Origin of the sequence: Lysobacter sp. HDW10 (genome assembly GCF_011300685.1) — a bacterium.
GTDB lineage: Bacteria > Pseudomonadota > Gammaproteobacteria > Xanthomonadales > Xanthomonadaceae > Solilutibacter.
In genome coordinates this window covers 405,001-417,115 of record NZ_CP049864.1, presented here as the reverse complement: position 1 = coordinate 417,115, position 12,115 = coordinate 405,001, and the positions used below count along the sequence as shown (strand labels likewise).

The window sequence follows — 12,115 nt, the reverse complement described above, 5'->3', positions numbered from 1 at the left end:
GCCGAAGATTAGAACTTCGGCTTGTCGTCTTCCGGCGTTGCGTTGTAACGCTCGATGGAATCCAAGATGATTTGCTTGGCTTCGGCGGCATTGCCCCAGCCATCGAGCTTCACCCACTTGCCTTTCTCGAGATCTTTGTAGTGCTCGAAGAAATGGCCGATGCGTTCCAGCCAATGTTTGCTGACCTGCTCGATGTCTTTAATGTGCGCGTAACCTGCGAACACTTTCTCAACCGGCACAGCAAGAATCTTTTCATCGCTGCCGGCTTCATCGCTCATACGCAGCACGCCAACGGGGCGCACACGAATCACCGAACCCGGTACCAAAGGCAAGGGCAGAATCACCAAGACGTCGGCCGGATCACCGTCACCACACAAGGTGTGCGGTACATACCCGTAGTTGCAGGGATAACGCATCGGCGTTGACAGGATGCGATCAACGAAAATCGCGCCCGAATGCTTGTCCACCTCGTACTTCACCGGCTCGGCATCCTTTTGGATTTCGATGATGACATTCAATTCGTCGGGGGGATTTTTGCCAGTCGGTACGAGGTCGAGACCCATGATGCGCTCTGTAACAGGAAGATGAGGCCGCTATTTTACGCCCCAATTGCTGCGTCGCAAAATGAAAACGGCGACCGAAGTCGCCGTTTCCTATTGCCGATGGCGTCGTCTTACTGAATCGACACCTCGACGCGGCGACCTTCGCGGTCACCGGCAGCACCACCGGTGGCGACCATGGGTTTCTCCAGGTCCAGACGTCCGCTGGCGATGCCGTGCGCGACCAAGGCATCACGTACGGCTTCAGCGCGCTGCTTGGACAATGCGGCATTGACCGCTGCATCGCCACTGGCGTCGTGGTAGCCGGAAATCACAGCGCGCGAATCCATGTCGGCCTTCATCGTGTCGAGCAGGGCACGGAAATTGTCATCCGCATTGCCGGGCAGGGCGGCTGACCCGCTGTCGAAATACAAGCGTGCATGGCGGGCATCGCTGCCCTGATTCACATCACCCATGCTCGCGCCGTCTGCACGCATCGCAACGGCCGAGGTGCCCGCAGCACCGGCGGCCGGGCCCGCTTCCGCAGCGGTCTTGCCGACCGGCAGCAGAGGCACCAGCAACAAGGCAACGATATTGATGATCTTGATTAGTGGGTTGATGGCCGGACCTGCTGTGTCCTTGTACGGGTCACCCACGGTGTCGCCCGTCACGGCGGCTTTGTGTGCTTCCGAGCCTTTACCACCGAAATTGCCATCTTCAATATATTTCTTGGCGTTATCCCAAGCACCGCCACCGGTGGTCATGGAAATGGCCACAAAAATGCCGGTCACGATGGTGCCGATCAGCAAACCACCCAAGGCTTCCGCACCCAACAACATGCCGACGATGATCGGCACAGCGACAGGCAACAACGACGGCACGATCATTTCCTTGATTGCCGATTTGGTCAGCATGTCGACAGCTTTGTCGTACTGCGGTTTGCCGGTGCCTTGCATGATGCCCGGAATGTCGCGGAACTGACGACGCACTTCTTCAACCACGGCACCCGCAGCGCGGCCCACGGCTTCCATGGCCATGGCACCAAACAAATACGGAATCAAACCACCGATCAACAGACCGATGATCACGCGGTGGTCAGACAGATCAAATGCAAACGTCACGCCTGGATGTGCGGCTTGCAAGTTATGCGTGTAATCCGCAAACAACACCAGTGCGGCCAAAGCAGCAGAGCCAATGGCATAGCCCTTGGTCACAGCCTTGGTGGTGTTGCCGACCGCATCCAAGGGATCGGTGATGGCACGCACTTCACTCGGCAACTCGCTCATTTCAGCGATACCACCGGCGTTATCCGTGATGGGGCCATAGGCATCCAACGCGACGATCATGCCTGCCATCGACAACATCGACGTAGCGGCAATCGCGATGCCATACAGGCCACCAAACTTATAGGCAAAAAAGATCGACAAACACACCGCAATAACGGGCAATGCAGTGGATTTCATTGAGACGCCGAGGCCGGCAATGATGTTGGTGCCATGGCCCGTGGTGGAGGCTTGCGCCACATGTCTCACCGGTCGGTACTGTGTGCCGGTGTAGTACTCAGTGATCCACACGATGACGCCCGTGAGCGCCAGGCCGATCAATGCACAGAAGAAGATGTTCACCGAACCGTGTTCGTTGTCGCCCATCATCTGTTGCGTGATCGGATAGAACGCAATCGCAGCCAAGACCGCCGAGACAATCACGCCGCGATAGAGCGCACCCATGATGTTGGGCTTGTCGCCCGACACTTTGACCACCATTGCACCGATGATCGACGCAATGATGGACACGCCGCCGAGTACCAGCGGATAAATCACCGCACTGACACCGGCACCTTGGCTCGCCATCAGACCACCAAGCAACATCGTGGCAATCAACGTCACGGCATAGGTTTCAAACAAGTCGGCGGCCATGCCGGCGCAGTCACCCACGTTGTCGCCAACGTTATCCGCAATCACGGCAGGGTTGCGCGGGTCGTCTTCAGGAATTCCGGCTTCAACTTTGCCGACCAAATCCGCACCGACGTCAGCACCCTTGGTGAAGATGCCACCACCCAAACGCGCAAAGATCGAAATCAGGCTCGAACCAAAGGCCAAACCGACCAAAGCATGCAAGGTGCTCTTTTCATCGACCTTCATCACAGAGGTCATGAACCAGTAGTAGCCCGCGACACCGAGCAGACCAAGACCGACGACCAACATGCCCGTGATGGCGCCGCCTTTAAATGCCACATTCATCGCCGGGCCCATGCCATGACGCGCAGCTTCAGCGGTGCGCACGTTCGCGCGCACAGACACATTCATTCCGATATAGCCGGCGGCCCCAGACAACACGGCACCAAGCAAGAAACCCACCGCAGTGGCCCAATTCAATGCAAAGCCGACAACGACAAACAAAATGACGCCGGCGATACCAATCGTCATGTACTGACGATTCAAATAGGCGCGTGCGCCTTCTTGGATGGCACCTGCAATTTCTTGCATGCGCGAATTACCTGCAGGTTGCGCTGTGATCCAGCGTGCAGAAATGACGCCGTAAATGATTGCGACCAATGCGCATACCAGCGCGATGATCGGACCGGAAGAATGCAGCATGAAACCTCCTCGAGTGGATGGGGTTGCAACCCTTTGACTATCGCACAGGTCAGCTGCTGTTCATGCTGTGCTGCAATAAGACGGACGTGATTCAGACTTTTCATGTAAGGCTTGCGAAAGAGCCAAACGCCAAGTGATCCCATGAAGCCCATCGTATTTGTCGCAGCACTTCTCATGAGCGCAACGACCTTCGCCGCTGACACCCAGCCAGAGATCGTGCGTCCGATGGCCAAGCCACAGGCGGTGGGTGTGAAACACACCGTTCGCGTGTTCCCCGAGGCCTGCGCGCGAATCTCCGGGGTGTACACAGGTCGCCCGGCAGATCCGTATACGTTTGCCATCACCAAAACAGATCCGCGTTGCGCACCCCGCGCCGCGCTCGTTGATGCCAATAAAGTGAAAGCCGCCCAAAGCGCAAATTGGGTCTTCCACGATCAAGTTCTCATCCCCAGTGCGGCCTGCCCAACACAAATTGCGACGGTGAAAGTCTGGCGCGACAGTGCAAAACTCGCGCCGCCTAAGTTAGATGCGCAAGGACGTAGCCGCGTGTATGCCGCAGATGCAAAGGCAGCCGAGGTGCCGGGTGCCGTGAAATTGCCCCGTTTTGCCGTGGCGATGAGTCTGGAAGGAAAAGCCTGCAAATAACGGCAGGCGCGTTGCACTCAATCCAAGTTCAACTTCAAATACTTCGGTAGCCCATGGCGGCCATAGGGCGGGTAGGCCTCACCGCGAATCAGGGGTTGAAGGTATTTGCGCGCTGCCTCGGTGATGCCGTAACCGTCTTCGCGAATGAAATCCGCGGGCATCTTTTTTTCTGCGTTCGCGATCTCGGCGAGTGGTGCCGGGCGCACGGTCCATCGATAGGGCACGTCGCGCACACGGTGAATCACCGGCATCGTTGAATTCAAACCTTTTAACGCGTACCGAACGGCTTTGCGGCCGACGGCGCGCGCATGCGCCAAGTCTGTTTCCGACGCCAAATGACGGCCGGAACGCTGCATGTAATCAGGCATGGCCCAATGCACTTTGTGCTTCAAAGCGGCTTGAACCCGCCCCGCCAAGTAGGGCGCAACGCCGCCTAATTGGGTATGGCCGAAGGCATCCATTCCGCCGCCCGCGTCTGCAACAAAGCTGCCTTCAGCTGTGCGAATGCCTTCGCTCGCAACCACAACGCAATACCCATTGGCTTGCACGAAGGCATCGACGCGCGCCAAGAAGGCCGCCTCGTCATAAGCGACCTCAGGAAACAAAATGAGATGCGGCGCATCGCCTTCTTTACTGCCTGCAAGTCCGGCCGCAGCAGCCAACCAGCCGGCATGACGACCCATCACTTCATAGACAAACACGCGCGTCGACGTCTCGGCCATGGCTGCAACGTCCAGCGCACACTCCAGCACGGAAACGGCGGTGTACTTTGCGGCCGAGCCGAAGCCAGGACAGGAATCCGTCACCGCCAGGTCGTTATCAATCGTTTTCGGAACGCCAATGCAGACCAAGGGATAGTCAAACTCGGCAGCCAGCGCGGAGACTTTCAGCGCCGTGTCGGCCGAATCGTTTCCGCCGTTGTAAAGGAAATAGCGCACATCGTGCTTTTTAAACGTCTCGAGCAACTGAAGGTATTTGTCGCGGTCCTCGGTCAGCGACTTCAACTTCAAACGACAACTGCCGAACGCGCCGCCGGGGGTATGCAGGAGGGCGCGCACGTCGGCGGATGACAAGGCGGCGGTATCGATCAGGTCGTCATTCAAGACACCGAGGATGCCGTTGCGGGCAGCGAGGACATCCAAGTGATGCGCGCGCGCCTCTGAAATCACCGCCGAAGCGGTGGCATTGATGACTGCAGTGACACCGCCCGATTGGGCGTATAGGAGCTTTCCGTGGGGGTGCTTTCGGGTGGACATGAGACTCAGAGGAGAGGCCGGTTTGGCCATCAATGCGTTAAAGTGGGCACATGTAGTGCATGTGTCCGAATTCTAAGGCCATGGACGTGACGAATCTTGGAGCAATTGATGCGATTGATACTTCTCGGTGCGCCGGGTTCCGGCAAAGGGACGCAGGCCTCACGCCTGAAAGACCATTTGCAGGTCCCGCACATTTCCACAGGTGATTTGTTGCGTGCCGAAGTGGCCGCGGGTTCAGAGCTCGGCATTGCCGCTAAAGAAGTGATGGCACGGGGTGAATTGGTCAGCGACGAGATCTTGCTCGGCATGTTGAAATCGCGCCTTTCGCGTGATGACTGCAAAGACGGCTTCATTTTGGATGGCTACCCGCGCAACGTCGCACAGGCCAATGCGCTGGATGCGTTGCTTGCCTCGATCCAGCAGCCGCTGGAAGCCGCCGTGCAATTGGAAGTACCCACCGAGCTCTTGGTCGAACGCATTGCAGGTCGCGCCAAAGCGGAAGGCCGCGCCGACGACAGCCCGGAATCGGTGCGTACGCGCCTCAAGGTCTACAACGAACAAACAGCACCCGTCGTGGATTTCTATCGCAACCATGGCAACCTGACAGTGGTCAACGGCGTCGGTGAGTTGGACGAAGTGTTCACACGGATCATCGAAGCCATTGACACCGCCGCAAGCGTCGGCTGATTTCGCGAACGGAACATCTTTTTGGCATGAAGCTTCACATTCTCGGCATTGCCGGCACCTTCATGGGCGGTGTCGCCGCCTTGGCGCGCGAATTGGGTCATCAAGTTGAAGGCAGTGACCAAGCGGTCTATCCGCCGATGTCGACGCAGCTCGAGCGATTGGGCATTCAACTCTCGCAAGGGTATTCGGTCGACAACCTCTCGAGCGATTGCGATGCCATTGTGATCGGCAATGCACTGTCCCGCGGGAATCCTGCGGTTGAACATGTGCTCAATCACGGTCTGAACTACACCTCCGGCGCAGAGTGGCTCCGAGACCATGTGCTGCCAGGGCGCGAAACAATCGCAGTCGCAGGCACGCACGGCAAAACCACCACCACATCGATTGCTGCACGTTTGTTAGATGCAGCAGGCGCGTCACCCGGCTTTCTGATTGGTGGCGTGGCCGAAGATTTTGGTGTGTCGGCCCGCATTGGCGAAGGCAAGGCCTTCGTTGTTGAGGCCGACGAATACGACACGGCGTTCTTCGATAAGCGCAGCAAGTTTGTCCACTATCGTCCGCGCGTCGCGATTTTGAATAACTTGGAATACGACCACGCCGACATCTTTCCCGATATCGAAGCGATCCAGCGTCAGTTCCACCATTTGGTCCGAACCGTGCCCGGCAATGGTCGGCTCATCGTCAATGGCGAAGATGCCCATTTGCAGACCGTCTTGGCGCAAGGCTGCTGGACGCCGGTTGAAACCTTTGGCATCGGCGAAGGATTCGATTGGGGCGCACATTTAATCCATGATGACGGCAGTGTCTTTGATGTCACACATAAAGGCGCGCACTTTGGACGCGTCGAGTGGTCGCTTCTGGGGCGACACAATGTCATGAATGCTTTGGCCGCCATTGCAGCGGGCGAAGCCTTAGGCGCAGATATCCGCAGCGCCTTGCCGGCATTGAAAGCGTTTCAAAGCGTCAAGCGTCGACTGGAGATCGTCGGTGAAGTCGACGGCATCACGGTGTATGACGATTTCGCGCATCACCCGACCGCGATTGCGACCACCCTTGCAGGCTTGCGCGCACGCGTAGGTGAAGCACGCATCTTGGTGGCTATGGAGCCTCGCAGCAATTCAATGCGTTTGGGCGCGCACGCTGACGCCTTGGCACCGTCCTTGGACGATGCCGACACGGTCGTGTTTTTAAAGCGTCCTGAATTGCCCTGGGATGGCGACAAAGTCATTAACGCACTGAAGCATGACGGCATTGCCGTGGCTGATACGGATGCTTTGCTCATTGAATTGGCAACGCGCGTGCGCCGTGGAGATCACGTGGTGTTTATGTCGAACGGCGGTTTCGATGCCGCGCCGAAACGCTTCGCGGAAAAGCTTCGCGGTCAATGACCCGATGTGGGTCGCGTGAGGTCCACGCGAAGCACGGTGAGCCCGTTTTCGTTCGCGCCCTGTTGCAACCAAGGACGCGTCGCATCGACCAATGCGTCATGAGAGGCGTGCCCTGCATCCGTCGGACGCCACACGCCTAGCCAACGGAAACGCCGACTGAAGATCATGCGCTGCGTCGTGGCAACCCACAGTGCGGTGCTATCAGTCAGACGCGCCGGTGCATGCCAAACACGCAGCACATCGCGCTCACCGTTCGGCAATGTCTTGTACATCAACAGCACTTCCGCACGCGCTTCTACAGTGGACGGCAAGATCACTTGCGACTCAGGTGGCGTTCGATCATCGAGCGTGCGCAAGACATCGAGCCAATCGGCCTGCGCTTGTTGTTTCCAACCGCGCGCCCTTAGGTCACGGATCAGGCCCGAAAGATCACCTGCGAGTTGCAAGTCCAACGGCCACTGCTGCAAATCGTTGTAGTGGTTGCGCATTGGGCGCACTTCGCGCCATTGCGAGGTCCACCAATCGCCGTGCGTAAACACAGCGACAGGTGGTGCGGGCTCGAAGCGAGATAACAGTCGGTTGGCCTTGCCTGGCACATGCCACAACATCGCGGCGACCAAGACGACGTAGAACGCGCTTGCAACAGGACGCATCCAGAACGCACGGTTGGCATGGTTGCGATACGCGATGCCAATAATGAGCAGCCAAGTCACACCGATGGTCATGGCCATGGCCACGTCACTGGCCCAATGCGCACCCAGGTAGACGCGTGCAAACGCGACCATGACTGTGATCACCGCCGCCAGCATGTACGGCCACACGCGTCGACGTGAGGGCAGTTCGCGCGCAATTAAAACGGCGAAGAAGCCAAGCATGACCGCACAGACCAAGACCGAGACCGACGGAAAACCAAAGCCCGTCGGTGCGGTCGGCGGTCGCGGCATCGTTACCAAACGTTTGATGAGCTCACTAAAGCCCAAGCCTACCGCGACGGCAAATACCCAGTGCGCGGCTGCCATGTAGCGCTTGCGCCACACCAGCCATGCAATGCCGACAACAAATGCGGGCAATAGCACTTGAATGTCCGCGATCGAAGCCACAGCCGCCATGAGTTGATCGGCGAGGGGGTTTCGCAACGAGAACATCAGCGAATAGATTTTTAGATCCAGCATCAAGGGGCCGCCACGCGCCACCAGTGCAAAGATCCAACCCGCAAGGACCCAAATGGATCCCGTTGCCGCAACTGCCAACAACAAAATTGATGGCGATTCCGGGCGCTTTGGATCCACCAATGCACCGATATATCGACCAAATGTGGGATGTCTGCGCGTCCAACGCAGCAGGCCAGCGAACAGTCGGTCTGCATGTCGCGCAAACAGTTGCGAGGCATACACGACGATCGCCCAAATGCCGGCAACAACCACGGCAACGATCAGCAACACGAAGACCAAACGATCGGCCACCGCGGCCACCGCTTCGTACGACGCGCCGAATATCCAACCTGGTGCTAAAAATATCGCCGCCCACGCGAAAGAAGCCAGCAAGCTCGGAATGCCGAAACGTAGGTAGGGTAGGTGGGCCATGCCGGCAATGGCAGGCACAAAAGGTCGAATCGCACCGACGAAGCGGGCAATCACAATCGCCTTTAAGTCGTGTTTCTTGAACAGATTCTCAGCGCGATCAATAAATGAGGGATAGCGCCTAAACAACCAGATGCCGCGCATCTCTTTGCCGTAGCGACGGCCCAGCCAATAGCTGAATGAATCGCCTGCGAAGGCGCCTAGGGCCGCTGCAGCCAAGGCATACGCGCCATTGATCTGACCCAAGCCAATCATGGCGCCTACGGCGAACAGTAACGGGAGTGCGGGCACCAAAATGCCGACCACAGCCAAGGCATCGCATGCGCCGATCAAAAAGATCACAAGACCCGCCGCCAACGGATGCGTCGAGATCCAGTCGGCGATGTTGTGTAACCAAGCGGGCTGCATGCGCCTGATTATAGAGTGGCTGGACTAAACTTGATGCACTTCGATTCACGTAAACGCAGAAATGAAAACACTTAAAGGCAAGACACTTTTCATCACCGGTGCATCGCGCGGCATTGGTCGCGCAATTGCATTGCGCGCGGCACGCGACGGCGCAAATGTCGTCATTGCCGCGAAGTCCAATGTGCCCAACCCGAAGCTTCCCGGTACGATTCATTCCGTCGCAGAAGAAGTGCGTGCCGCAGGCGGGCAAGCACTTGCCATTCAATGCGACATTCGTGAAGAAGAGCAAGTGCGCGCGGCTGTTGCGCAAACCGTCGAAGCCTTTGGCAGCCTCGACATACTGGTCAACAACGCAAGTGCGATCTGGCTCGCAGGCATTCGAGACACGCCAATGAAACGCTATGACTTGATGAATGAAGTCAATGCGCGCGGTACGTTTCTATGCATTCAAGCGTGCTTGCCCGAATTGTTGAAGGCGAGCAATTCGCAGGTATTGACCTTGGCGCCACCGCCGTCCATTGATCCGAAATGGTGGGGCCCGCACACCGCCTATACCCTTGCAAAAATGGGGATGAGCTTTGTCACGATGGGTGTTGCTGCAGAGTTGCGTCGCGAAAAAATCTCGATCAATGCCTTGTGGCCGCGCACGATCATTGCAACCGATGCGCTCAATATGATTCCGGGCATCGACTTAGACCGCTGCCGCACGCCCGACATTGTGGCCGATGCCGCACACGCCATTTTGGTCAAAGACGCAGGCACGCAAACGGGTCAATTCTTTATCGATGACGACGTGCTGGCCGAAGCAGGTGTGACCGATTTTTCGTCTTACGCAGTGGCACCCGGCCAAACGCTATTGCCCGACCTGTTTCTGGACCCGGCGTGATTCGCGCCGAGTCCCGTTGTGTCTTGATCAATCCAGTGATTTGAATGCAGCACGTGCCGCGGCAATTGTCGCGGCAATCTCTGCATCACCGTGTGCACTCGACATAAACCCGGCTTCGAACGCCGAAGGTGCGAGATACACACCACGTTCCAGCATGGCGTGGAAGAAACGATTGAATCGCGCGGTATCGCAGGCAACCGCTTGCGCAAAGGTATCCACCGTTTCGTCGCTAAAGAACATGCCGAACATGCCGCCCACGCGCTGCGTGCTGAAGGGAACATTTGCTTCGCGCGCTGCATATTCAAGTCCGTCACACAAAGCGTTGGTCTTCGCTTCGATGGCCGCATGAAACCCGGGCACTGAAATCAGATCCAGCATCGCAAGACCTGCGGCCATCGCCACGGGGTTGCCTGACAAGGTGCCTGCTTGATAGATGGGACCCGACGGCGCAACTTGGGACATCCACTCGCGACGTCCACCGTAGGCGCCCACCGGCATGCCACCGCCAATGATCTTTCCGAAGGTGACGAGGTCTGCCTGTACGCCATAGCGCGCTTGTGCGCCGCCCAAAGCCACACGGAAACCGGTCATCACTTCGTCAAAAATCAACAGCGCACCGTAGCGCGTGCACAACGCACGCAAGTGCTGCAAATAGCCTTCGCGCGGCGGCAGGCAGTTCGCATTACCCACCACCGGTTCGATGATCAGACCGGCGATGTCATCCCCACACGATTCAAACAATGCGGTCGCCGCATCAAAGTCGTTATAGGGCAGGGTCAGGGTCAAATCAGCCAAAGCCTTGGGAACACCTGGCGACGTCGGCACGCCAAACGTCAATGCGCCACTGCCGGCTTTCACCAAGAAACTGTCGCCATGACCGTGGTAACACCCTTCGAACTTGACGATGCGCGAGCGCTGCGTCACGCCGCGTGCAACACGAATTGCAGACAAAGTCGCTTCGGTGCCGGAGTTGACCATTCGCACCATTTCGCAGTTCGGAATCAAGGCTTGAATGCGCTCAGCCATCACCACTTCAAGCGGATTGGGCGTGCCGAATGACAGACCATTACGCGCCGTTTCAATCACGGCATTCAACACCTCTGGATGATTATGTCCAACAATCATCGGCCCCCAGGAACCGACGTAATCGATGTAGCGATTGCCATCGACATCTTGCAAATAGGCGCCTTCTGCACGCGCGACAAAGAACGGTTCGCCGCCAACAGATTTGAATGCACGCACAGGTGAATTGACACCGCCTGGCATCAGATCTTGTGCTTTGGCGAACAATGCTTGCGAAACTCGGGTATCCATAACGCTCTACTTTTCAGTGGGTTTCAAAGGCAGCCGCACAGTGCGCTGCCGCGATCGCGGAGTCGGCCGCTGCGTAAATGCCGGAAATGACTGCTGCCAAATCGGCGCCCGCTTCGACGACCTTGTCTATTGTCTCAGGTGTGATGCCGCCGATGGCGACAGAATGCATGCCCGCCGCGCGCGCCTGTTTAAACAGATCGAGCGAAGCGCGCGGCGCTTGCGGTTTGGTGGGTGAGCCAAACACTGCGCCGAAGGCAACGTAATTCGCGCCACGCTGCCAAGCCGCTTCTGCCAATGCAAAATCGTTGTAGCAACTGGCGCCGATCATTGCCTCGGCACCTAAGGTGCGTCGCGCGGTTTCAATCGCACCGTCCTCACGACCCAAATGCACGCCGTCGGCACGAACAGCGAATGCGAGTTCAATGTCGTCATTGACGATGAATGGGATGCCGTGTTCGAGCGTCAACATGCGAAGCCACTCCGCTTGCGCTTTGCGCAACTGTGCATCGGGCGATTTGCATCGCAATTGAATCAACACTGCCTGTGCGTACACAGGAAGGACCGCAGATTGCAGCGCGGATAACGAATCTGTGGCCGGCGTAATCAAATACAGGCCGCGTGGCACATGCACTGAAGACTCACGCACTGAGCTCACCGCATGGGACAATTGCAGCAATTGACTTAGGTTTAAGAAACATGAGTGACACCTCTAGCGCCGAATACCGCACCTGGATGTGCGTCGTTTGCGGCTTCATCTACGACGAAGCTGCAGGGATGCCTGACGAAGGCATTGAAGCGGGCACCCGTTGGGAAGA

General features: G+C 57.5%; 11 protein-coding genes and 1 pseudogene (1 of these 12 cut by a window edge). 5 read left to right on the top strand and 7 right to left on the bottom strand.

What is annotated here, in order from left to right; all coding sequences use genetic code 11:
- Positions 1-8: 8 nt before the first annotated feature.
- The 3 genes and pseudogenes from ppa to G7069_RS02050 form a co-directional block, all read right to left on the bottom strand.
- Positions 9-563 (bottom strand): inorganic diphosphatase, encoded by a 555-nt coding sequence (ppa, locus tag G7069_RS02055; RefSeq protein WP_166293774.1) that lies wholly within the window; start codon positions 561-563, stop codon positions 9-11.
- Positions 564-673: 110 nt separating this feature from the next.
- Entirely contained in the window at positions 674-1,015 is a 342-nt protein-coding gene (locus tag G7069_RS10640; protein WP_240912645.1) for an OmpA family protein, read from the bottom strand.
- Between the two features lie 87 nt (positions 1,016-1,102).
- Positions 1,103-3,136: pseudogene (locus G7069_RS02050) on the bottom strand (sodium-translocating pyrophosphatase); the annotation flags it as partial.
- Between the two features lie 141 nt (positions 3,137-3,277).
- Between G7069_RS02050 and G7069_RS02045 the strand changes: the two are divergent.
- Entirely contained in the window at positions 3,278-3,781 is a 504-nt protein-coding gene (locus G7069_RS02045; protein WP_166293770.1) for a hypothetical protein, read from the top strand.
- Between the two features lie 17 nt (positions 3,782-3,798).
- Here the strand turns inward: G7069_RS02045 and G7069_RS02040 are convergent, their stop codons facing one another.
- A complete protein-coding gene (locus G7069_RS02040) occupies positions 3,799-5,037 on the bottom strand; it encodes a 6-phosphofructokinase (RefSeq protein WP_166293768.1) in 1,239 nt (412 codons plus the stop codon).
- Between the two features lie 108 nt (positions 5,038-5,145).
- Between G7069_RS02040 and G7069_RS02035 the strand changes: the two genes are divergently transcribed.
- Together G7069_RS02035 and mpl are read left to right on the top strand one after the other, a co-directional pair.
- Positions 5,146-5,724, top strand: a complete 579-nt coding sequence (locus G7069_RS02035; RefSeq protein WP_166293766.1) for an adenylate kinase — start codon at positions 5,146-5,148, stop codon at positions 5,722-5,724.
- Between the two features lie 26 nt (positions 5,725-5,750).
- Complete coding sequence (mpl, locus tag G7069_RS02030) at positions 5,751-7,112, top strand: UDP-N-acetylmuramate:L-alanyl-gamma-D-glutamyl-meso-diaminopimelate ligase (protein WP_166293764.1); 1,362 nt, start codon at positions 5,751-5,753, stop codon at positions 7,110-7,112.
- On the opposite strand, the gene G7069_RS02025 is transcribed toward mpl, so the two are convergent.
- On the bottom strand, positions 7,106-9,100 hold the full coding sequence (locus G7069_RS02025; protein WP_166293762.1) for a bifunctional DedA family/phosphatase PAP2 family protein: 1,995 nt from the start codon (positions 9,098-9,100) through the stop codon (positions 7,106-7,108). The genes mpl and G7069_RS02025 overlap by 7 nt on opposite strands.
- 61 nt (positions 9,101-9,161) lie before the next feature.
- Between G7069_RS02025 and G7069_RS02020 the strand changes: the two genes are divergently transcribed.
- Positions 9,162-9,986 (top strand): NAD(P)-dependent oxidoreductase, encoded by an 825-nt coding sequence (locus tag G7069_RS02020; protein ID WP_166293760.1) that lies wholly within the window; start codon positions 9,162-9,164, stop codon positions 9,984-9,986.
- Between the two features lie 27 nt (positions 9,987-10,013).
- On the opposite strand, the gene hemL is transcribed toward G7069_RS02020, so the two are convergent.
- The gene (gene hemL / locus G7069_RS02015) at positions 10,014-11,300 is read right to left on the bottom strand and encodes a glutamate-1-semialdehyde 2,1-aminomutase (protein ID WP_166293758.1); all 1,287 of its coding nucleotides are present in this window, start codon (positions 11,298-11,300) and stop codon (positions 10,014-10,016) included.
- A gap of 13 nt (positions 11,301-11,313) precedes the next feature.
- The gene (gene thiE, locus G7069_RS02010) at positions 11,314-11,946 is read right to left on the bottom strand and encodes a thiamine phosphate synthase (RefSeq protein WP_240912608.1); all 633 of its coding nucleotides are present in this window, start codon (positions 11,944-11,946) and stop codon (positions 11,314-11,316) included.
- 50 nt (positions 11,947-11,996) lie between these two features.
- Between thiE and G7069_RS02005 the strand changes: the two genes are divergently transcribed.
- Positions 11,997-12,115, top strand: partial view of a rubredoxin gene (locus tag G7069_RS02005; protein ID WP_166293755.1) — the 5' portion only. It continues 70 nt past the right edge of the window; the window shows 119 of its 189 coding nt (coding positions 1-119); the start codon lies at positions 11,997-11,999; its stop codon lies beyond the right edge, outside the window.

Excerpts from the sequence above, each read along its gene's own strand:
- G7069_RS02045 (WP_166293770.1), top strand. The coding sequence starts at position 3,278 with ATGAAGCCCATCGTATTTGTCGCAGCACTTCTCATGAGCGCAACGACC.
- G7069_RS02025 (WP_166293762.1), bottom strand. The coding sequence starts at position 9,100 with ATGCAGCCCGCTTGGTTACACAACATCGCCGACTGGATCTCGACGCAT.
- G7069_RS10640 (WP_240912645.1), bottom strand. The coding sequence starts at position 1,015 with ATGGGTGATGTGAATCAGGGCAGCGATGCCCGCCATGCACGCTTGTAT.
- G7069_RS02040 (WP_166293768.1), bottom strand. The coding sequence starts at position 5,037 with ATGTCCACCCGAAAGCACCCCCACGGAAAGCTCCTATACGCCCAATCG.
- hemL (WP_166293758.1), bottom strand. The coding sequence starts at position 11,300 with ATGGATACCCGAGTTTCGCAAGCATTGTTCGCCAAAGCACAAGATCTG.
- mpl (WP_166293764.1), top strand. The coding sequence starts at position 5,751 with ATGAAGCTTCACATTCTCGGCATTGCCGGCACCTTCATGGGCGGTGTC.
- ppa (WP_166293774.1), bottom strand. The coding sequence starts at position 563 with ATGGGTCTCGACCTCGTACCGACTGGCAAAAATCCCCCCGACGAATTG.
- G7069_RS02035 (WP_166293766.1), top strand. The coding sequence starts at position 5,146 with ATGCGATTGATACTTCTCGGTGCGCCGGGTTCCGGCAAAGGGACGCAG.
- G7069_RS02020 (WP_166293760.1), top strand. The coding sequence starts at position 9,162 with ATGAAAACACTTAAAGGCAAGACACTTTTCATCACCGGTGCATCGCGC.